The following is a 20,849-nucleotide window of genomic DNA, read 5'->3' as shown; positions in this document are numbered from 1 at the left end:
GCTATTTTCTCCCCTTAAATGTATTTATAAAGTAGAGAGTTAATAATATATCTATCTTAATTATTTCATCGGTAGAAGTTTCTAAAAACTCTTCTGCCTGGGTTACAAACCACCACCAAAGACCAATTTTCTCATCTAAGGGAAATAACTCCTCTAGGTAACGCTCTTTTTTGAGTTCATGATTAGAGTGTAGGATTGTTTTAACAATAGTTTTTACACATATATCCAATAGAGCAAAGGATTCTGAAAGCCTATGTTCAGAGAACAATCCCTCTACCTTTTTAAGTCTTATTAGTAGTTTCTTTTTAGAGTCCGATGAGAGTCTATATGGGCTGCAAGAGGCAATTAACCTGTCTGAGTTTTTAATTACATCTGTAAAAAGACTTTTAATATGGGAGGATCTATTACTGTTTTTCCCTGTAATAAACTTGTAAAACTCCCCTGGTTTTCCTAATAGGTTTCCAACAGCAATAGCCAGCTGACTAGCTAAAACCGGGTTTTGTGATGTATGCATTTTTGGTATTATATCCCATGCCGCCTCTAAAACTCCAAGTTGAGATATGGCAACAGCACCATTTGCTGTAAGTTTTTCTGAGTCTGTTCTAAATAGCTTTAATAGGTTTTTAATAGATTCATCACTTCCTAACATTCCAAGTGCTTTAACCGATGCATTTTGTACATCTTCCGAGTCTGAATCAAGGGCGTTAAATAGGGATGGAAGGGCGTTTGTATCTCCAATTTTTCCAAGGGATAAAGCGGCCTGACTTCTAATTGTTGAGTTTTCATCATCTAGTTCTTTTATTAAAGGCTCTACAGCCTCTATACTTTTAATCCTTCCTAAAGCCCTTGCGGCCTCTTCCCTAACATCAGAGTCTGGGTCGTACAGTCTGGCAATTATATCGTCTAGGGCAATATCATTAGAGTCTCCATCAATAGCCCTTAATGTCTTCTCTATTCTATTTGAGTTAGTTGTACCACTTAGTGTTCCCATATTTGAAAAAGTTCTAAATACTCCTGGGCGAACAACTCTACTAACAACAAATTTTAGGGGTTTACTCTTATTCTCACTAACTGTTGAGATTATAATTAATCCTATGATAACTAAAACAATAGATAGTAGTAAAATAATATGAATGTTAATTATATGAAAGTTACTCCATACAACAAGATCAATTCCTTCTGTTTTATCCTTTAATACCCCTCCAATATAGGCCCCCCAGCAGAGACTAAACCTACTATGGTCATATTCCAAGCTACAAAGGCAGTCCTATTTTTATCTGGTGTAAGGGATAACATCATCTGGTTAATTCCATCCCAAAGAGCAGGAGCTAATAGACCACTTGATAGTGCAATTACAGGAAGAATAAATGTGTAGTTAGTTGGTGACAAAATAAAATAGAATAGGTTTGCAAAGGTAGAAAGGCAGCCTATCATCAAAACTGGTTTTCTTCCAAACTTATCCATAATTAATCCCCAGGATGGAGATACTAAAATCCATGTTAACTGGGAAATTACAAACATAATACCAAGCCAGGTATTTGGTGCTCCAATGGTATCTTTAGCTGTTATATATGGGGATGTAAATGGTGCAAATACATTTACTGCAAAAACAGAGACACCTACACCAATTGAGAATATAATAAAGTTTCTATCTTTAAGTGGTTCTAAAAAGTGCTCTAATGTTAACTTCTCCCTCTCTTTTTGTTCCGGTTCAACTATAAATGCAATCATTATTATATCTGCTAAACCACCAATAGAGGCTATGGAGAATATAACACCATATACTATAAATACGTTAACACTAGTCCATGTATCTAATAAAACAGATACTCCCATAAACCATATAATATTAACAATATTCATAACTGAGGATCTTTGTCCAAAAAAAGTTGCCCTAATATTGTCTGGAATTAGATCCGCCATCCAGCTCCACCAACCAGCACCACTAGAGCTAGCTAATATCCAACTTATTGCAGATCCAACAAAAATGAGTTTTATTACACCTCTATTATCCCCTGTTCTGGCCATGTAAAAACTGGAGACTGCTAACAAAACTCCTAATAATCTATGTATTAAATGGCAAGTAACAAGATATGCTTTTCTTGTTTTAATTTTCCCGTAAATAAGAATACTTAGTAAATTAAATAGTGTGGCAAGTTGAACAATTCCAATTAATATACCTAACTGGCTGGATGTTGCACCAAGGTAGTTAGTAAAAAAAACATTAAAGATTGGTTGAGGAGAAGCTACTGAAAACCAAATTGTAAATGAGCTTCCTCCAAGTAGTGTTAGCTTAAGAGCTCGATTGAACTCTTTCTGAGATATCTTCTTGTTGTTCATACCCCATTGTTCAACAGAATATTACTCTAGGTCAACAACAAATAGAGTTTTTATTCTATCTTGTTTATCATTTAATATCGATTTAGAGAGTTGAACTGGAGATAAAACCCTCTTCAATATAAAGTTCCTTAACCAAGATCTCTAATTTTAGAAGTTTTTCCTCTTTTAGGACTTGAGAAAGCTGTTTAGAAACAGAACTTATTTTTACGTGTATACTGTTTTTATCATTGTATTTAGGAATATATATCTTATTAATAGTATTAGGTTGGGCAAAGGATTTAGCCCCCTCTTCGTTTAGTAGTTTTAATTGGTTCTTAAAAAGAGTTGAGTTCATAATACCACAAATATAGTGGGCCTCATCCTCTACATCCGTAGAGATATAACAGTTCATGGCTTGGTTTGGTATAACATCTGCTGTAACAGATACTACAAGCTCTTTAGCACCTAATCCCCGCCATACTACCTTATAGGGTTTACATGTATACTCCCCGATTCCAAAGAGGGCGTACCAGCACTTATTTACAAATCGGGACTTCCTATTTGTTAGTTTCTCCCTATAGCCTAGTAGGTAGTTATACTCCCTGGGGTATTTTTGTTGTAAAGTCTCCTCATCTATTGGTTTCCCATTAATGTAGGGAAATAGTATTTTATAACTAGGTTTATAGTGAAATGGGTCTATATCTGAACTTTTTAATAGGGGTTTTATTAGCTGTGATTCAAAGGGAGGCTCTTTCTTAAAAATAAATATACCGTTAGCACCAAGGGTATTAACCCCCTGTCGTGCAATATAGTTTGATTTTTTTAATATAGAAGTTCCCTCTTCAACTAGGTCGTCAGAAATTTTAATTAGCCTTATATTCCTGGCTTTAGTTTTATATATAATAGGGAAAGTTGTAACTGACCCTTTTTCCCCTAATATGTAGAAGCAGTTTCTATTAGTATTATCAAACGGGTTATCATCACTAATATCCACAAGCTTATTAACTTTTAAATTGGAAAACTCCCTAAAACCTGCTGAGGCTGAGTTCCCCTTTATTAGAGAGTTTGGAAGAATTACACCAACTTCTCCTTTATCTACTAAGTATTTATCAACTGTTAAGGCAAAAATAAGCTGGGCTATATCCCCTCTACTATCTCCTAGTAACATTTTAAAACCCTTAGAGTGGGGGAAATAGTTAAGCCATATAGGTTTTATCTTCTCTCTATACTCTTTATCAAGATCAGAAAAGTTAATAAATGGAGGGTTTCCAATATATAGATCACATTTAGGAATAGGAAAACTATCTAGAATTATATCTCCTAAAAAGTAGTGTAGATTAGGTATGGTAGATACTAACTTATCTACTTCATTGTAAATTTCAACATTCTTTTCAACCCCATAAAAGTTAATATCCCTATATTGTTTTGCTAATCCTATTAAAAAATTACAAGATCCTGCAGCAGAATCCACAACATTCTTAATATTAGAGAAGTCAAAGTTATTTACAATATTATTAACAATACAGTGCTTAGTAAAAAAAATACCCTGTTTTAACCTATCACTACGACCTATTAGATTCTCAATATCCATCTAGTTATTATCAATTTTAAATGAGGATATTTCAGTTAGTAGATTTTTAACATGGTCCTGGTTCTCCTGACTTAGACCCTTTGTTGTAATACTGCTGTTAGTAATATTGGTTGCGTTCTGGGCAACCTGGTTAACATTAACATTAACTTCACTAGTTATTTTATTTAAGTTTTCCATCTCATTAATTACACCATTACTGTTATCCATAATCTCTAGGGAGTAGTTTCTAACATTTTCTGTAATCTCAGATATCTCTATCATGGCCTTTAATACTTCAGATCCCCCGGTATTTTGTTCGTCCATTGCACGTCTAATAACATCTTCCTGGTCACTTACTACTGTCGAAAGGTTATAGATCTCCTCAAACTGTGTTTGAGTAGAAGCTGAGAAATTAGCTACTGTCGCGATTGAGTCTTTAAACTTCTTTAATATTTTTGATATAGATTCAACTTGTTGGTTTGAATCTTCTGCTAACTTTCTAATCTCATCGGCTACTACTGCAAATCCCTTACCAGCATCACCTGCGTGGGCGGCTTCGATGGCTGCATTCATTGCAAGTAGGTTTGTTTGGCTTGCTATATTTTGAATAATTGTTGTGGCTTCCAATAGACTGTCGGATTCACTACTAATCTCATTTATATTATCTGCAACCTCAGCCATTCCAACTTTTCCAAGTTCCGAGGCTTTTTTTAAGTCTCCAACAGATACTGAGTTTTTATTTAATATTGTATTAACAGATCCAATATTTGCTACCATCTCCTCAACTGCAGAACTAGACTCTGTTACACTTGCGGATTGATTCTCTATCTGGTTATTTAGGGCATGTATACTATTTACAATCTCATTTACTGCTAATTGTGCCTCTTGAACTCCAGACATCTGCCTACTCATTTTATCATTTATATGGGTAATATTTTCAGAAATCTCCTCTATTGAACTAACAGTTTCATCCATATTCTCATATAGATTTGTTCCAATATTAGAAATGGTTCCAGATGTGTCCTGAACCCCTCCAATCATTACACTTATATTACCATTCATTGTATTTAAATGACTCGCTATAGATCCAAGCTCATCCTTATTTAAACCTGTAATTTGATTCCTTAAGTCACCGTCAGCATAAAGCTCTAGGCTTCTTAAAACCTTTTTCATTGATGCTGATATATTTCTTCTAACCATTAAACCTATTAAAAATATAATTATTATAAAAACAATTGGAACAGCAAGCATAAATAGTCTGTTTTGGGCCAAAACTCCCATAGTATCCCTTTTAATCTCATCGCTTTGTTCCGTTGCTAACTTAACAGCCTTATTTATAAAGATTCTATGTTCATGGTATAGGGGGGTTAGAATAGAGTTTAAAATAATATTTGCAGTTACAATATCTCCTTCCTCTAGTGCTGGTAATAGATCATTATTAACAGTCCTGAAAAACCTGTGGGCAGGATTATAGGCAAGAACTGTAACCATAGTTTTAAGATCCCCTTCCTCTAAGTTATCACTCCAATATTTATACTGAGTATAATATACTTCCTCTAACTCTTTAAGTTTTCTAATCTCCTGTTTTACATCGAGGCTATCATAAAAAGTTATAATTTGACTAACTGTTAAATAAGCTTCTATTAGGTAAAATGGAGGAGGTAGAATATCTGCAATAAGATCCTTGTTCTGCTCAATCTTATTATATAAGCTCCCTGTTATTTTTACTTTATTAACAGTATTTAGAGAGTAAATAGTAATTGCTAACATACATAACATGGCTAAAATGGTAATCATAGTTACCTTTGTGGTTATTTTCAGGTTTTTCATAAAGTTATTTTATTGAATTCTCTATTAAAAATCAATTTTTAGGAGCATAATAAATTATGATTGAATACGTATACGAGAATAATATTGATATTAGGGCCATAAAAAAAGCATGTCACGTTCTAGATAGTGGTGGTTTAGTTGCATTCCCAACTGAATCTAGTTGGTCAATTGGATGTAGTATTGACTCAAAAGAGGGACTTCAAAAGTTAAAAACACTAAAAGGAGGGAAAAAAATAAACTCTATTAGTGTCTTATGTTGTGATATTAAACAAATTCAAGAGATGGCAACCCTTTCTAACAGTCATTTTAAATTGATTAAAAAGTATACACCGGGACCCTATGTTTTTATTCTCCCTGCTAAGTCTAAAATAGAAAAAGTTATTAATATGAAGAGGGCTGAAGTCGGAGTAAGAATACCTGGAAATAATATCCCATTTGAATTAATAAAACAGTACGGCAATCCTCTATTTGTAATAACTGCAGCAAGGGAGATGACAGAGGGAGAGACTTGGGACTATACATTTACTAGGGAGAATTTATATACCTACGGGTGGGAAGTAGAGGACATTCCTGGATTAGACCTAGTTTTAGATACAGGGGAGGAACTTCCTATAAACCTCTCTACGGTTATTAGATTAACTGAAAATGAACCCGAATTGATTCGTCAAGGAGCTGGACTTATAGATGGTTAATTCTCTAATATGAAAGGCAATTTAAAATTAAAGATATTAAAATTCTTGGATCTAATAAATATCTCCTTATGGCTAATAATTGGGTTAATAACTATAGGAAGCATTTTCCTCTCTAGTATTGGTTATGTTATAAATTTGGTAGTTGGAAGTATTTTTATCTCTATAGCTATTTTTTTTAACTACAAGAGAAAGTATCTATTTGAATTGCTTAAAAAAACTTGTATTGATGGAGAAGATATACTTACAGATAAAGTTATTAATGGAGAGATTGTTGGTATTATTTCTGCATTAATATTGGGGATTATTATATTTACAGCAGTATATTCCAGGGTTTTTATAGAAGGTTTTCCAGTTTTTGGCTAGGCTATAATAGTTTAAACAACACCTGACTTTCGTGTCAGGTGTTGTATTTGTTAACCAATAAGTTTTTTCTTTGCCACACCTTTTAATGGTTCTATAACAGCGTAAATAAAAACAGTTGCATAAAAAGGACAGATAGCTAAAACACCAATATTCCTACCAATTATTGAGGGTTCCGTCATTTCTGATAGATAACCCATAATTCCAATAAACCCTATAAATGTCCCAAGTACAGCACCTAGGATTACAAGTCTTTTAAATAGTTCAAAGAACGCTATAGCTTGTTCTAAAACAACCTTGTTATTTGCCTCAGAATTGCTAAATACTTCCCTATTAATCTCCCCTTGTTTAGAGAATGGGTAGATAAAAGATAATACGATGTAAGGAGCTATCGGTGTTATAATTAAAGATGGTGTATCAAGGTAGAGTAGGAATGGGTTTCCTCCAAAGGCTATACCCCATGAAATTATTAGTAATAAAAATAGTAATTGAAAAATAAATCTTTTTTTTGTCATTTTCGACTCCTTTTATTGTTAAAATACAGGTCCGCCTGGTAGACTACCCGGGATAAATTGTCTACTAAGTCTGTCCCTGCATCTTCTGAGATAACCAAGCTTCTAATTTGTGACTCATAGGAACTTGGTAGATATACAATAACCAGGGAAGCTACAGCTAAAGCTGTTAATAGAATATTCTCCCAGGGTTTAATTGTCTTTTTTTTCTTAAAAGATGGGAAAGGAGGAGGAGTAACTTTAGAAACTTCAGATTCAAAATAGTTTTTAATATTATTTTTCATAACTTCCACTCCTTAACATCATACTTTTTATTTTTTGTTTGGAACAGGACATCCTATATTTTAGTGTTCCTATAGGCACCTCTGTTATTTCATTTATCTCTCTATAATTTAACTCTTCGTAAAAATAGAGGTATATTAACTCCCTCTCTTCTGGGGTTAACTTTGATATTATATTTTTAACTTCTTCCTGGTCTAAATCCTTAAAAAAAATATCCTCAGGTGTTTCATCGGTAGATATGGTATCCTCTAGAAGTTCAACACTTTTAAATGTTATTTTTCGTATCTCATCTATCTGACTATTTCTAGCAATTCTGTATATCCAGGTAGATAGAGCAAATTTAGAATCATACCTGTCTATTTGGTCAAAAACCTTCAGTAAAATTTCACTTACTCTATCTTCAATCTCCCTGGTATTTGGGAATAACTGTTTTAGATAGACCTGTAGTTTTGGGTGATATGTTTTCCAAATATCCTCCATCAACTTCTCTCTTTTTTTCATACACTTATATTATGCGTATTTATTAGTAAATGGTTGGCTTTTTTTTCAATTATTTTTTATTATATATAAATCTGAATATACCATGGAGAATTATTATGGCTAGTGTTGTAATGTATACAAAAAAAATATGCCCATTCTGTGTTAGAGCAAAGGGTCTACTAAAATCTAAAGGGGCCGATATTACAGAAATATCCATAGAAGGAAGTAATGACCTTAGGGAAGAGATGCTAAATAAATCTAATGGATCTATGACTGTTCCTCAAATTTTTATTGGAGATTTACATGTAGGCGGTTGCGATGACCTCTTTGCCCTAGATGCAAGAGGCGAGTTAGATACCTTACTAAAATGATTAAAGTCTTAAAACTTACATTTGTTTTTCTATTTTTATCAAGTTGTGCTACAACATTAAAAGAGTTTTCTGTAGATGATGTAGTCTCAACAGATGAAGGGTATATAGCAGGAACTTTTTGGGATAGTTCTGTCTATTTTATGGGTTTTTTATATAAAAACTCACCGTATTCTATCATTATAGAAAATTCAGAAACTGGAAAGAAGTATGTTTTTAACTTTAAAAAGAAAGATCTGGTTTCGGTTTATCCTATACCTGTTGGGTATTATCATATGATTTCTATTTCTAAAACTACTACAGAAATTGATAATAATAATAATTCTACTACTAGGACTGTTAACCTCTCTGTACCAGAAGAGTTATTGTTTGATTTTGAGGTAAAACCTGCTATGACTACTTATATCGGCTTTAATAAAATAACTAGACCTTGGTTTAGCTATATTATTCCTTTTGGTAGTTTGTATATAGATGTCGAGTTCAATTATGACGTAGAAGTTGGGAAGTCTAGGATAGAAAAAGAGTTTCCTAATATTTTAACTAAGGATATCATTTCATATTAATTCTCTTTTCTTAAATAGGTTTAGTAAAAACCTAGAAAAGAGTTTTCTACTGGTTAACCAGCTTATAGATGCTCCATTCTTATTGTTTTGGAGCATTTTTTTTACTAGGAATTTTGCTACAGTTTCTGGTTTATCAGCAAGAATATTGTATAGCTTTACTGTTTTATCCCTCTCTTCCTTCTCTGTTGTTATTCCTGATAATAGAAGGTCTGTTATAACCATTCCAGGGCTTAAAGTCCCTATTTTTACCCCGCTATTTTTTACTTCCTTTGAAGCAGACTTTGTGTAATATGTAAGGGCTCTTTTTGTTGTTCCGTAGATGGTCATATAGTTTGTCATCATATTGTTACTACCGTAACCCTCCATATTATATATATACCCACCACTCTTTAACATATTTTTTGTAGCAACCATTGTTCCATAGATCACACCTTTAATATTTAAATCCACGACCTGGTCTATATTGGACTTTTCTAAGTTGTAGAAGTACTCCATCTCTTGGGTCATACCTGCATTATTAATCCATATATCTACAGAACCAAAATACCTATTTGCCTCCCAGTACATTCTATCTACAGAGTTGTAACAAGTTACATCGCAGGCGTATATATGAATAAGGTTATCTGGATACTTTCCATGAAGATGCCTATATATTTCGGCACACTTCATCCTATCCCTACCGTTTATCATTACATTGTGTCCAAATTGCAAAAACTCTTCTGCTAGTGCATAACCTATACCCCTAGTACTTCCTGTAATAACAACATTCATATTAAACTCCCATATTAATAATAGGAGTATTTTTGTTATATGTAAAACAATTTAACTTTGTATAATTATCTTAACTTTATATTTGGGCATAAAAAAACCGCCATAAATATGACGGTTTATATATTGGTTAAATGATTTTAAAGAGCTCTAGATACTACAACTCCATCTAAGTTATTTACTTTATCTAATACTGGAGTAGCATCGGATTCTGTATTTACAATAACATAGGTTAAGTTCCCTCGGGATTCACTAACCATATCTCCATGTCCAATCCCAGCTGCCTTTAAAGCTTCTGTTACACCAAAAAGAAGTTCTGTATTATTCTTGGCACAAGCTGTTATTCTATTTCCCTTAACCGGTAAGCTTATGTTAGGAAAGTTTACAGCGTTTAATACGTTACCTGTTTCTAGATATAGAGATACCTGGGTAACAACCATTTTTGCACAGTTTTCCTCTGACTCTGGGGTAGATGCACCTAAATGAGGAATGGGTATAATGTTCTCAATGTTTAAAAGTGAAGCATTAGGAAAATCTGTTATATATTTAGCCACTTTACCACTTTTAACAGCAGTTACCATATCTGCATCGTTAATTAGACCACCCCTTGCAAAGTTTACAATCCTAATACCATCCTTACATTTAGCAAAAAGTTCAGCGTTAAACATTCCTTTTGTATCATTGTTAACAGGTAAGTGTAGGGATAAATAATCAACTTCTGCAAAAATATCATCTAAAGAGTGTTTAATTGTTACACCATCTGTTAAGTTTTCTTTAGCAGCATCAGAAATAAATGGGTCATAACCTATAACTTCCATTCCTAATGCATCACATGCATTGGCAACTAACCCACCAATTGCTCCAAGACCAATAACACCAATTTTTTTACCAAGAATCTCAGGTCCACCAAAGTTTGATTTACCTTTTTCAACTTGTGCAGCAACGTCACTCTCTCCGTCTTTTAAAGTTTGAGCCCAAGATATAGACTCAACAACTTTTCTCGATGACATAAATAGAGCCGTTATTACAAGCTCTTTTACAGCATTAGCATTAGCTCCAGGTGCATTAAAAACTACTATTCCTTCATCAGTACATCTATCTGTTGGAACATTGTTTGTACCAGCACCTGCTCTACCAATTGCTTTCATTGTTGCTGGAAACTTAGTATCGTGAAGTTTATAGCTTCTTAAAATAATACCCTCTGCATCTGTGTGGTCTTCACTTATATCATATTTAGCTTTATCAAAAAGTGATAAACCCTTGTCTGAAATTTTATTATATGTCTGTATTTTGAACATTATTAATCCTTTTTAGCTATTTGCCTTTTCAAATTCTTTCATAAAATTAACTAACTTCTCTACACCTTCATATGGCATAGCGTTGTAAATTGATGCTCTCATTCCACCTACAGATCTATGACCTTTAAGGGTTGTAAGATCCTGAGCTGTAGCTTCTTTAATAAATTTAGCATCTAGGTCCGCATCTCCAGTAACAAAAGGAACATTCATTAAAGATCTATCCTCTTTTTTTGCAGTTCCTTTGAACATTTTAGATTCATCTAAGAAGTTATATAAAAGGTTTGCTTTTTTTAGGTTGTTTTCATATACACCCTGGATACCACCCTTAGATTTAATCCAGTTTAGAACTTTTCCTAAAACATAAATTGCATAAGTTGGGGGAGTATTAAACATTGAGGATGCATCTACATGAGTTTTGTATTGTAACATTGTAGGTGTACCATCTATATGATTACCAACTAAGTCCTCTCTAACAATTACTAATGTTACTCCAGCAGGACCTAAGTTTTTTTGAGCACCAGCAAAAATAAGACCAAAATCTGAAACATTAACAGGTTCTGACATAATATTTGATGACATATCAGCAACTAATGGAACATTTCCAGTTTTTGGGAAATTTACATATCTTGTACCATAAATAGTGTTATTAGAAGCAAGATATACATAGTCTGCATCACCAGATAATTTAACATCTTTAGGAATGTATGTAAAAGTATCATCTTCCGATGAAGCTACAACATTAGCGTTCCCAAAAAATCCAATCTCTTTAACTGCTTTTTTAGTCCATGCTCCAGTATTTATTACATCAACCTTTCCACCTTTTTTCATAAGGTTTGCAGGAATCATAGCAAATTGTGTTGAAGCACCACCCTGTAAAAACAGAACTTTGTAGTTATCTGGAACATTCATTACTTCTCTTACAAGTTTTTCTGCATTTTCATATATAGCAACAAACTCTTTGGATCTGTGACTCATTTCCATTACCGACATACCAGAGCCCTGGTAGTCTAGCATTTCTGATGCTGCTTCTTTTAATACTTCTTCTGGAAGCATTGCAGGTCCTGCGGAAAAATTAAAAACTCTTTTCATATTGTACTCTCCTTGGTCGTTTGGTAGAAATGTTTTAACAATTCTACCAAGCTAAAGTTTGTTTGTTTCATATTGTGATATTAATGCTGATAAAATATTAAATTCACCTGCAATAAAAATATTTCTAATAAATACATCTTCCCGGTTTATTTCAATTAAAACAGGGGAGAAATTAATAATACCCTTAATTCCACACTCTATTAAGTCATTTGCAACTTTTCTAGCACTTTTTTGAGGGACTGTAATAATTCCAATTTTTATTTTTTCCCTATCAATTATCTCTTTAAGTTTATCCATAGGGTAGATTTCCATATCTGGCCTTGTTTTTAGCTTTTTAGGGTTATTATCAAAGCCTGCTACTACAGCGTATTGATTGGAATAAAAGCCGTTTTTTGTGGTTATTACAGTTCCTAGTCTCCCCATTCCAACAATACACGCTTTTTTGTATTTATTAAATCCAAGATATTCGGCAATTATATTTTTAAGATTTGAAATTTCATAGCCGTTACCTGTTCCAGCCTGACGCAAAAAACTAATATCTTTTCTTATTGTATGGGAGGGAACACCTAAAAGTTTACCTATTTCGGCGGAGAAAATCTTTGTTTGTCCCTCTTTTTCTAGGTTTTCTAAAAGGACAAAGAGAGTTGATAACCTTACTATTGCAGGTTTAGGAATGATTATCTTGTCAACTTCCTTTTCCATATCAACTCCAGTGAATAATTTCACGATAGGTAATAATATAAAAATATATCGAATTCTGTCAATGATGATTATAAAATATTGATTTTAATTAAGGGATTTCAGTAACGCCATAAATATTTACACTTAAAAACAACTGGTTATGATCCTTTAGGGGGGGCTCTGTGTCCAGAGAGAGGCTTTTTTCGGGCTACGCTTCACTCCGAGGGGATCTTCCCTAGTCGTAAACTGAAGTTAACTGCTTGAGCATGCGAACAGGCTAAAGTTAGTTTGGCTAACAGATGTATGCATATTGCCCTACATATCCATAACACAATGTTAAAGCTTCGCTTTTCTAGCTAGTATGCCCACTTACTATTTTGTAGATAGTATTTATATTACAGGTATAATTCTGCCAACACTGTCTGCAGTATTGTATTACTCGGCCAGTTATTAGAATTGGAATAAAAACTTGATTCTTACTAAAATCTTTAGTAATACGTAAACTATATAATTGTAACTATTGAGTCTTTATATGGTTACGTCAGGTACTTACACTGAGTTAATAGTAAAACAGTGTATGAATATATCTAAAAACTAATTATTAAGTATAAAACTAGTTATATAATATGTTATACAGACTCTAAACGCTCTCTTATAGTAATGACAGTTATCATAATGTGTGTTACAATTACTATAAGGGGTAAACTAAATGAAATTTTACGCTAGAGAAAAGGAATTACAGTTTCTTGAAAAACAATACACAACATTAGGTTCATCATCAAAAATGACTGTTCTTACTGGACGTCGTAGAATAGGGAAGACTTCATTAGCTACAAAATTTGCTAATAATAAGAAATCACTTTATTTATTTATATCAAAGAAATCAGAGAAGCTTCTTTGTAAAGAATTCGTTGCAACAATACAAGATAAACTAGATTATCCAGTGATTGGAGAAATATCTAACTTTAAAGATATATTCAAACTTTTATTAGAAATAGCTAAGAAAGAAGAAATTGTAATAATAATTGATGAGTTTCAAGAGTTCTATAACATTAATCCATCTGTATATTCTGATTTACAAAATTTATGGGACAGTTATAAGTTTGAATCAAAAATGCAAGTGATATTTATAGGATCAATATATTCATTAATGCATAAGATATTTCAAAATAGTAAAGAACCATTATTTGGTAGAGCTGATATGGTAGTATACTTAAAACCTTTTTCTCCAAAAACAATAAAACAAATATTGTTAGATAATAATAGCTTTACTACTGAAAATCTGTTCATAATATTTTTAATTACTGGTGGAATACCAAGATATATAGAAATACTAGTTAATGATAAAAAATGGTCTGAGAAATTAATAATTGATTATTATATTAGTGAAGATTCTCCATTTATTAATGAGGGTAAAACAATATTAATAGAAGAATTTGGAAAAGAATATGGAACTTATTTCTCTATACTAGAATTAATGTCGGAGGGTAGAACATCTCGTTCTGAAATAGAATCTATACTAGAAAAAAATATTGGTGGATATTTAGAAAAACTAGAAATAGATTATGACTTAATAAATAAAAATAAACCTGTAGGAGCGAAACCAACTGGAAAAGTTCAAAAGTATCACATAAAAGATAATTTTTTAAAATTTTGGTTTAGGTTTATACAAATAAATAGAACTGCAATAGAAAATTATAATTTTGAATATATAAAAAAATATTATGAAAAATATATACAGGTTTATAAAGGCCCATTATTAGAAAAGATGTATCAAGAGATCTTCAAAGAGAAATCTGAATTTAATATTATTGGAAATTATTGGGAACGTGGTAATCTTAATGAAATAGATTTAGTTGCTGTTAATGATCTTGATAAAAAAATTATAATTGGCGAAATAAAAATGAACCTTGATAAAGCTAAAATGAATGATCTAAAAAATAAATCTGTAAAATTATTAAAAAAATATAAAGACTATAGTGTAGAATATTTATTACTTGGAATGCAGAATTTAGATAAATATATATAGAGGGGCTGTATAACAAACACTTGGAGAAGAACGTTTCTTTGTCATCCTACTTGCTGTTCCACTTCGTGGGCAAGTAGGTTGCCAATCCTTCCGCTTCGCTCCAGGCTCGAAGCCGTCATCTCAAGTGGACGTTATCTGCCGCCAAAGGCGGTAGGGAAAATATTAAAAAATAAAAAGTAATATAAATAAAGTTGTGTTTATGTTTGTGTTTTACAAATAAATACTTTTATATGTGGAGTATAACAATAAATTCTTCACTTGCATAAAAAAAAAGGAAAGGAAATTGTTTTTATATAATACTTCTTTTCCTTATTAATTGTTTATTAAAATTAGAATAGTTTCACTGATAAATATAACCTATGGTTTTCCAATTAATTGTGCCTTTAAAATTAGGGAGTTACAATAAAGAATTTAAACCTACGGTTACCCCAAGTAATGGTGTCTATTAAAGTAAATAGTTCTAATAAAGAAATTAAACCTACGGTTACCCAAGTATTAGTGTCTATTAAATAGTTCTAATAAAGAATTTAAACCTACGGTTTCCCAAATTGATAGGGTCTATTAAATAGTTCTAATAAGGAATTTAAACCTACGGTTTCCCAAATTGATAGGGTCTATTAAATAGTTCTAATAAGGAATTTAAACCTACGGTTTCCCAAATTGATAGTGTCTATTAAATAGTTCTAATAAGGAATTTAAACCTACGGTTTCCCAAATTGATAGTGTCTTTAAAAATAAAATAGTTACAGAAACGAATTGAATCTACTGTTCTTAATAAATATAAATTTCAAAAAAATTTCATCAAGATTGTATTGTATATACAAAACGTATATAATTAATTATGAAGTTTGAATGGGATGAAAATAAAAATCAATCTAATTATGAGAAACATGGTATTTATTTTGATGAAGCCGTAGAGGTTTTTAAGAGTGATTGTTTAACTTGGATTGATGATAGAAAAAATTATGGAGAAACCAGAGAAATAACAATTGGAGAAGTAAGTAAAAATATTGTTTTAGTACTTGTTCACACTGACAGGTTTGGAAATATAAGAATTATTTCAGCTAGGAAAGCTAATGAAAGAGAGAGGAGTAAATATTATGACTATCGATAAAAAAAGATTACATGAAATAAAATCAATAAAAGATAAAGATATTGATTATTCAGATATACCTGAATTAGATAAAACATTCTGGGCTAATGTAAAACCTGTGTACCCAAAGCAAAAGAAAGCAATAAGCATAAGATTAGATCAAGATATAATAGATTATTTCAAATCGGATGGTAGAGGGTATCAATCTAAAATAAATAATATTTTAAGAAGTTATGTTGAAGCACATCATGCATGAAGTATCAATAAATAACTGATGTTCCCAGATAACAAAGTTTTGAACCAGTCCGGATTTTTGTCACATATTTTGCCCGCTTCGCTCTAATGCAAAATAAGCGCCAATCCCTTCGGGCACAATCCGGCAGGTTAAAACGACGTTATGTAGGCACTTTTGCGACTCAATGTTAAGTTGGGGTATAATCAGATTCTAACTAGTAAAAAATTGAGATTTTAAAACATATTAAAAAATAAAAAAAGGAAAAATAGGGGACTGTAAGTCTAAACTTTTACCTTTGGTTATTTTTATAATTACATGATATGATCCGGTCAGCCAGGGTTCAGCCTAAAGGCTTCAACAAAGTTTTACTCCGTCAGAAATCTTCTGAAATAGGGTCTATAGACCCCTTATTTCAAAACTGGGGGCGCTACATAACAAACATTTGAACCAGTCCGATTCTTTGTCATGATTTTTGCTTTCAGCCATTCCAGGACTAATCGTCCCTCCATTCAAAAATCACGCCAACACTCCGTGACGAATCGGCAGGTTAAATGGACGTTATCTGCCGCCAAAAGGCGGTTAATAAAATATTGATATTAATCTTAAAATATAAAATAATGATATAAAATACTCAAATTAGTTAAATAATATTTACAAATAATGCCGATATAGATAATTTATTTTATACGATAATTATCAAAATAAGCCCCCTACTTTTATCAAATATCTTTTTAATTAATTTCTAATAGTACAATTATAGATGAAAATAAATTTCTTTCGTAATGGGTTTAGTATTATAATTTTATTCTTAACAAGATCACTATTTATTAAGAACTAAGTTTCACTAAATGGGCTTAGTAATATAATTTTACTCTTAATAAGATTACTATTAATTAAAGCAAAGTTTATCTAAATGAATTTAATTCTTAATTACTGAACACACTTTTTCTGGATTAAAACGATGGATCACTTAATTTATTTAATGCGGGAGGATAAATACTTTTATATCCTTTATCATTGTTAGTACAAAAACTAAAATGACTGAGAAACTGCCTAATTATATTATGGGTGAATCGGGATGATTGCTCAGTAAATATGAACTAAAATGAAAAATGATAATATATAGACTCTTTTTTCTTAAATCACTGCATTTTTCAGATAACAAACTGTAGGAGTAGAAAAGTTTTTTGTCACAGTCTGTGCAAGAAAAATGCAAAGACTGCGCCAATCCTGCGGAACAAACTTTCTACTCAACAGGACGTTATACATATTTCAGGTGAAAGTTTAATTAGGTTATTTACAGGGAATATCGTAATAAAATATTTATGAGGTTTGAATAAAAAATGTTGATATTTTACATTAGATAAGATATTTTAAATAATATTAATAGTGTGGAAGGTAAAAATTGAACGAACAAAGTGAAAAAAAAATAATAGATTTTTTTAAAATTGATGCTAAGTTAATAGCTTTTTCAATAATAGTAACGATTCTAAATTTTTTCTCTAATAAAATGCAAGGAAATATTATAAAAACAGTATGGAGAGAAATATTATATATAATTATTATTTTTATTTTTTGTTATGTACTATTTCTTTTATTAGTAAAGATTAAAAAATTATTATTCAAAGTTAAATTAAATACTAAAAATAATTATATTGTCACAGTTTTCAAATGGTTAATTTTTTCTATTGTAGTTATAATCTCACTAAGTATTTTCGCAGTACTATCACATCCTATTTATAGTTTTACAGCAAATGTAGGTAAAATAAAGATAAAACAATATATAATTAATAGAGATAGTAAATATGATAAAAATATAAATAATGTTAGAGGTTCTTATCCTGAAAATTCAATAGATTATTATCCAGATTATACTTATAGTAGTTTTGGTATAGGTGTGTCTTATTCATTTAAGAAGAACTTTTCAGAATTATTAGAAAATACAGACATATTTGAATATTTTGAATGGAATATTGTTGAAAATGATTGGTCTAATAATATTGTTAGATTTTCAGGAAAATATAACAATAATAAATATTTTGATAAATCTAAAATTCTTAAAAATAATATTGCATATATTGAATATCAATCACTAAAAAGAATCTTTTCAGAAAATGAATCTAGAATTATTAATGGTAATACTAACTCACTTAAATGGTTATTTAATAGAATTGAAAATCCTGAATATATTCAAAATTTTAATAGAAATGGCTTAGAATATGATATGGACAATTTTTTAACGCTAATTAATGATTATTACACAAAATATTATACAAATCCTGATTATGTTATGACTAATAGCGAGTATTTAATACTTGATTCTGTTTATGAAAAAGTAAAGAAATCTAATTCGGATTTATTGTATTTATTTGAGTTGCTTCATGAAAAAAATGTACCGGACTTTATGGATCAATTTACTGAATTGTTATACGACTCATTTTATATTCCAGATTATAAAACATCAGAGGCATACATTGATATTGAATTCGAAATATCAGATAATAAAAACTGTATTATTAAGAGTATTACAATCAGTGAAAAAAATAAATTCAGATTAAAATCTGATGAGACTATTTATATTGAAACAAACATTCCTACTAGTGAAATTACTGGTGAATCTTTATTTAATGAATATTATTTAAATATTTAGAGAATTGATATATTAAGGAAATGTATAACAAACGATTGGAATGGAAAAGCTTTTTGTCATGAAATCTGCAAGAAAAATGCAGATTTCACGCCAATCCTACGGAACAAACTTTCCACTCAATCGGACGTTAAATGCACTTTTAGGTGAGTATTAATTTTAATGATTATGAGTTTGTGTTAAACGAAATAAATAACATATTAACCTTCGGAAAACAAACAAAATAGTGAAAATCAGGAGAATTGAACGATAGTTTTAGGGTAAGACTTTGATTGTTATTAGAAATTGTATCAACTATAACAATTGAATTATAATATTATTTTAATTTACATTTATATTTTTTAAGAATATATTAACTTATTAAAAAAATTTATTTATGGAGTATATTTTGAAAAAAATTCTATTTATCTTATTTCCCTTACTATTTTTTGGTTGTGACAATTCTACAAATCCGACTTCCCTTACTGTTGATGAAACTGTAAATATATCTACAAGCACTAAGGGACATGAAGTCTCGTATAATAATGGGAATACCCAATCGACATTTGTAATTGATTGTCAAAAAATAGATCAAGTTACGAATTACACAAATATTGGATTCTATTATTCATCATCGGATATGATTCCAAAGAATGGAACATATAATATTGTTTCTTCCTATAGTATGTCTACAGAATCTGAAGCTTCTTTTAGTGGATGGAATGTAGGCGATAATAGCTATAGTGCTAGTACCGGAACCTTAACTATAAGCAATGCGAATACAACAACAAATTCATATGATATTGAAATAAATGCAACTGGATACAAATTAGAACAAAATGAAAATAATGTTTTTGTTCAGATAAAGAATTATTCAGTAGCTTTTGAAGGGAAAGCTTCAATAACATATTACAATCCATAAAAGAATTACTAAAGAGAATGACTCCAGATTTATAAGATATACTAACCTTCGACAAACCAAGGAGTTTTTATGTTAATCAGAAATTGTTTCAAACAGGATAATTGACAAAGTAACTTACGGTATAAATACATAAAGTTACTATGTTTATTAGAAATTGTATTAACCAATAGAATTATTAAATTAACCTACGGTTACGAAACTAATAATTTTTATAAGTTATCAAAAGTGGCAAACAGAATTGAAGATAATGAATTAACCTACGGTTACAGAACTAATAATTTTTATCAGTTATTAATAGTGTCAAACAGAATTGAAGATAAAGAATTAACCTACGGTTGCGGAACTTATAATTTTTATCCGTTATTAATAGTGGCAACAAGATTAAAAGATAAATAATTAACCTACGGTTATGGAACCAATAATTTTTATCAGTTATTAATAGTGTCAAACAGAATTGAAGATAAAGAATTAAATATTTATCTGATTATGAGATTTATAATTTATTTAGATATCCAAAAATAATAATAAATTCAATATTGGGCATTTAACAAAGACTAGGAGAAGAAAAGTTTTTTGTCACTGTTCTCGCAAATAAAATGCAAGAACAGCGCCAACCCTGCGGGACAAACTTTCATCTCAAGTCGACGTTATGTAGGCACTTTTGCGACTCGATGTTAAATTGGGTATAATCAGATTCTAACTGGTAAAAAATTGAGATTTTAAAACATATTAAAAAAATAAAAAAAGGAAAAATAGGGGACTGTAAGTCAAAACTTTTACCTTTGGTTATTTTAATAATTACATGATATGATCCGGTCAGCCAGGGTTCAGCCTAACGGCTTCAACAAAGTTTTACTTCGTCAGAATTCTTCTGAAATAGGGTTTATAGACCCCTTATTTCAGAACTGGGGGCGCTACATAACAAACATTTGAACCAGTCCGATTCTTTGTCATGATTTTTGCTTTCAGCCATTCCAGGACTAATCGTCCCTCCATTCAAAAATCACGCCAACACTCCGTGACGAATCGGCAGGTTAAATGGACGTTATGTAGGCACTTTTGCGACTCAATGTTAAATTGGGCTATAATCAGATTCTAACTGGTAAAAAATTGAGATTTTAAAACATATTAA

21 protein-coding genes are annotated in these 20,849 nt (G+C 31.0%); 10 read left to right on the top strand and 11 right to left on the bottom strand.

The features are described 5' to 3' along the window. Position 1 precedes the first annotated feature (1 nt). The 4 genes from EW093_RS07660 to EW093_RS07645 form a co-directional block, all read right to left on the bottom strand. On the bottom strand, positions 2-1,252 hold the full coding sequence (locus EW093_RS07660) for a HEAT repeat domain-containing protein (RefSeq protein ID WP_149567828.1): 1,251 nt from the start codon (positions 1,250-1,252) through the stop codon (positions 2-4). After that, positions 1,192-2,340, bottom strand: coding sequence for an MFS transporter (locus EW093_RS07655; RefSeq protein ID WP_149567827.1), 1,149 nt, complete (start codon positions 2,338-2,340; stop codon positions 1,192-1,194). The genes EW093_RS07660 and EW093_RS07655 overlap by 61 nt, the downstream gene beginning before the upstream one ends. Before the next feature lie 82 nt (positions 2,341-2,422). Further along, positions 2,423-3,910, bottom strand: coding sequence for an N-6 DNA methylase (locus EW093_RS07650; RefSeq protein ID WP_149567826.1), 1,488 nt, complete (start codon positions 3,908-3,910; stop codon positions 2,423-2,425). Next, positions 3,911-5,719 carry a methyl-accepting chemotaxis protein gene (locus EW093_RS07645; RefSeq protein ID WP_149567825.1) on the bottom strand — a complete coding sequence of 603 codons (1,809 nt, stop codon included), beginning with the start codon at positions 5,717-5,719 and terminating at the stop codon, positions 3,911-3,913. A 56-nt stretch (positions 5,720-5,775) separates the two neighbouring features. Between EW093_RS07645 and EW093_RS07640 the strand changes: the two genes are divergently transcribed. Then, positions 5,776-6,411: an L-threonylcarbamoyladenylate synthase gene (locus EW093_RS07640; RefSeq protein WP_149567824.1), complete on the top strand. Its 636-nt coding sequence runs from the start codon at positions 5,776-5,778 to the stop codon at positions 6,409-6,411. Between the two features lie 9 nt (positions 6,412-6,420). Next, entirely contained in the window at positions 6,421-6,774 is a 354-nt protein-coding gene (locus EW093_RS07635; RefSeq protein ID WP_149567823.1) for a hypothetical protein, read from the top strand. A 50-nt stretch (positions 6,775-6,824) separates the two neighbouring features. Here EW093_RS07635 and EW093_RS07630 read toward each other — a convergent pair whose 3' ends face one another. Genes EW093_RS07630 through EW093_RS07620 form a run of 3 tightly spaced genes read right to left on the bottom strand, consistent with a single transcriptional unit; the run spans position 6,825 to position 8,066 of the window. Next, the gene (locus tag EW093_RS07630) at positions 6,825-7,286 is read right to left on the bottom strand and encodes a hypothetical protein (RefSeq protein WP_149567822.1); all 462 of its coding nucleotides are present in this window, start codon (positions 7,284-7,286) and stop codon (positions 6,825-6,827) included. After that, positions 7,283-7,567: a hypothetical protein gene (locus tag EW093_RS07625; RefSeq protein WP_149567821.1), complete on the bottom strand. Its 285-nt coding sequence runs from the start codon at positions 7,565-7,567 to the stop codon at positions 7,283-7,285. The genes EW093_RS07630 and EW093_RS07625 overlap by 4 nt, the downstream gene beginning before the upstream one ends. Next, on the bottom strand, positions 7,557-8,066 hold the full coding sequence (locus tag EW093_RS07620) for an RNA polymerase sigma factor (protein WP_149567820.1): 510 nt from the start codon (positions 8,064-8,066) through the stop codon (positions 7,557-7,559). Before EW093_RS07620 ends, EW093_RS07625 begins: the two co-directional genes overlap by 11 nt. A gap of 95 nt (positions 8,067-8,161) precedes the next feature. On the opposite strand from EW093_RS07620, the gene grxC reads away from it, so the two are divergent. Both grxC and EW093_RS07610 read left to right on the top strand, forming a co-directional pair. Further along, positions 8,162-8,416 carry a glutaredoxin 3 gene (grxC, locus tag EW093_RS07615; RefSeq protein WP_149567819.1) on the top strand — a complete coding sequence of 85 codons (255 nt, stop codon included), beginning with the start codon at positions 8,162-8,164 and terminating at the stop codon, positions 8,414-8,416. Continuing rightward, the gene (locus EW093_RS07610) at positions 8,413-8,976 is read left to right on the top strand and encodes a hypothetical protein (RefSeq protein WP_149567818.1); all 564 of its coding nucleotides are present in this window, start codon (positions 8,413-8,415) and stop codon (positions 8,974-8,976) included. The genes grxC and EW093_RS07610 overlap by 4 nt, the downstream gene beginning before the upstream one ends. On the opposite strand, the gene EW093_RS07605 is transcribed toward EW093_RS07610, so the two are convergent. From EW093_RS07605 to EW093_RS07590, 4 genes are all read right to left on the bottom strand, one after another. Beyond that, complete coding sequence (locus tag EW093_RS07605) at positions 8,968-9,747, bottom strand: SDR family NAD(P)-dependent oxidoreductase (RefSeq protein WP_149567817.1); 780 nt, start codon at positions 9,745-9,747, stop codon at positions 8,968-8,970. The genes EW093_RS07610 and EW093_RS07605 overlap by 9 nt on opposite strands. Before the next feature lie 137 nt (positions 9,748-9,884). Next, positions 9,885-11,042, bottom strand: coding sequence for a 3-phosphoglycerate dehydrogenase family protein (locus EW093_RS07600; protein WP_149567816.1), 1,158 nt, complete (start codon positions 11,040-11,042; stop codon positions 9,885-9,887). A gap of 12 nt (positions 11,043-11,054) precedes the next feature. After that, positions 11,055-12,131 (bottom strand): 3-phosphoserine/phosphohydroxythreonine transaminase, encoded by a 1,077-nt coding sequence (gene serC / locus EW093_RS07595; protein WP_149567815.1) that lies wholly within the window; start codon positions 12,129-12,131, stop codon positions 11,055-11,057. 51 nt (positions 12,132-12,182) lie between these two features. Continuing rightward, a complete protein-coding gene (locus EW093_RS07590) occupies positions 12,183-12,833 on the bottom strand; it encodes a redox-sensing transcriptional repressor Rex (RefSeq protein WP_149567814.1) in 651 nt (216 codons plus the stop codon). Between the two features lie 688 nt (positions 12,834-13,521). Here EW093_RS07590 and EW093_RS07585 point away from each other — a divergent pair. From EW093_RS07585 to EW093_RS17300, 6 genes are all read left to right on the top strand, one after another. After that, positions 13,522-14,841 (top strand): ATP-binding protein, encoded by a 1,320-nt coding sequence (locus EW093_RS07585; protein WP_149567813.1) that lies wholly within the window; start codon positions 13,522-13,524, stop codon positions 14,839-14,841. An 841-nt stretch (positions 14,842-15,682) separates the two neighbouring features. Beyond that, positions 15,683-15,955, top strand: a complete 273-nt coding sequence (locus EW093_RS07580; RefSeq protein WP_149567812.1) for a BrnT family toxin — start codon at positions 15,683-15,685, stop codon at positions 15,953-15,955. After that, positions 15,942-16,190: a BrnA antitoxin family protein gene (locus EW093_RS07575; RefSeq protein WP_149567811.1), complete on the top strand. Its 249-nt coding sequence runs from the start codon at positions 15,942-15,944 to the stop codon at positions 16,188-16,190. Before EW093_RS07580 ends, EW093_RS07575 begins: the two co-directional genes overlap by 14 nt. A 1,384-nt stretch (positions 16,191-17,574) precedes the next feature. After that, a complete protein-coding gene (locus EW093_RS07570) occupies positions 17,575-18,819 on the top strand; it encodes a hypothetical protein (RefSeq protein WP_149567810.1) in 1,245 nt (414 codons plus the stop codon). Positions 18,820-19,204: 385 nt separating this feature from the next. Next, positions 19,205-19,717: a hypothetical protein gene (locus tag EW093_RS07565; protein ID WP_149567809.1), complete on the top strand. Its 513-nt coding sequence runs from the start codon at positions 19,205-19,207 to the stop codon at positions 19,715-19,717. Positions 19,718-19,942: 225 nt separating this feature from the next. Then, positions 19,943-20,113 (top strand): hypothetical protein, encoded by a 171-nt coding sequence (locus EW093_RS17300; protein WP_187759877.1) that lies wholly within the window; start codon positions 19,943-19,945, stop codon positions 20,111-20,113. Positions 20,114-20,849: the final 736 nt, after the last annotated feature.

The sequence above is a fragment of the Thiospirochaeta perfilievii genome (genome assembly GCF_008329945.1).
Taxonomy (GTDB): Bacteria; Spirochaetota; Spirochaetia; order DSM-2461; family DSM-2461; genus Thiospirochaeta; species Thiospirochaeta perfilievii.
The sequence above is the reverse complement of the archived record's forward strand: the minus strand, read 5'-3'. Positions and strand labels throughout refer to the sequence as shown.

Excerpts from the sequence above, each read along its gene's own strand:
- EW093_RS07610 (WP_149567818.1), top strand. The coding sequence starts at position 8,413 with ATGATTAAAGTCTTAAAACTTACATTTGTTTTTCTATTTTTATCAAGT.
- serC (WP_149567815.1), bottom strand. The coding sequence starts at position 12,131 with ATGAAAAGAGTTTTTAATTTTTCCGCAGGACCTGCAATGCTTCCAGAA.
- EW093_RS07575 (WP_149567811.1), top strand. The coding sequence starts at position 15,942 with ATGACTATCGATAAAAAAAGATTACATGAAATAAAATCAATAAAAGAT.
- EW093_RS07640 (WP_149567824.1), top strand. The coding sequence starts at position 5,776 with ATGATTGAATACGTATACGAGAATAATATTGATATTAGGGCCATAAAA.
- grxC (WP_149567819.1), top strand. The coding sequence starts at position 8,162 with ATGGCTAGTGTTGTAATGTATACAAAAAAAATATGCCCATTCTGTGTT.
- EW093_RS07620 (WP_149567820.1), bottom strand. The coding sequence starts at position 8,066 with ATGAAAAAAAGAGAGAAGTTGATGGAGGATATTTGGAAAACATATCAC.
- EW093_RS07580 (WP_149567812.1), top strand. The coding sequence starts at position 15,683 with ATGAAGTTTGAATGGGATGAAAATAAAAATCAATCTAATTATGAGAAA.
- EW093_RS07645 (WP_149567825.1), bottom strand. The coding sequence starts at position 5,719 with ATGAAAAACCTGAAAATAACCACAAAGGTAACTATGATTACCATTTTA.
- EW093_RS07630 (WP_149567822.1), bottom strand. The coding sequence starts at position 7,286 with ATGACAAAAAAAAGATTTATTTTTCAATTACTATTTTTATTACTAATA.
- EW093_RS07600 (WP_149567816.1), bottom strand. The coding sequence starts at position 11,042 with ATGTTCAAAATACAGACATATAATAAAATTTCAGACAAGGGTTTATCA.
- EW093_RS07590 (WP_149567814.1), bottom strand. The coding sequence starts at position 12,833 with ATGGAAAAGGAAGTTGACAAGATAATCATTCCTAAACCTGCAATAGTA.
- EW093_RS07625 (WP_149567821.1), bottom strand. The coding sequence starts at position 7,567 with ATGAAAAATAATATTAAAAACTATTTTGAATCTGAAGTTTCTAAAGTT.
- EW093_RS07635 (WP_149567823.1), top strand. The coding sequence starts at position 6,421 with ATGAAAGGCAATTTAAAATTAAAGATATTAAAATTCTTGGATCTAATA.
- EW093_RS07650 (WP_149567826.1), bottom strand. The coding sequence starts at position 3,910 with ATGGATATTGAGAATCTAATAGGTCGTAGTGATAGGTTAAAACAGGGT.
- EW093_RS07585 (WP_149567813.1), top strand. The coding sequence starts at position 13,522 with ATGAAATTTTACGCTAGAGAAAAGGAATTACAGTTTCTTGAAAAACAA.
- EW093_RS07605 (WP_149567817.1), bottom strand. The coding sequence starts at position 9,747 with ATGAATGTTGTTATTACAGGAAGTACTAGGGGTATAGGTTATGCACTA.
- EW093_RS07655 (WP_149567827.1), bottom strand. The coding sequence starts at position 2,340 with ATGAACAACAAGAAGATATCTCAGAAAGAGTTCAATCGAGCTCTTAAG.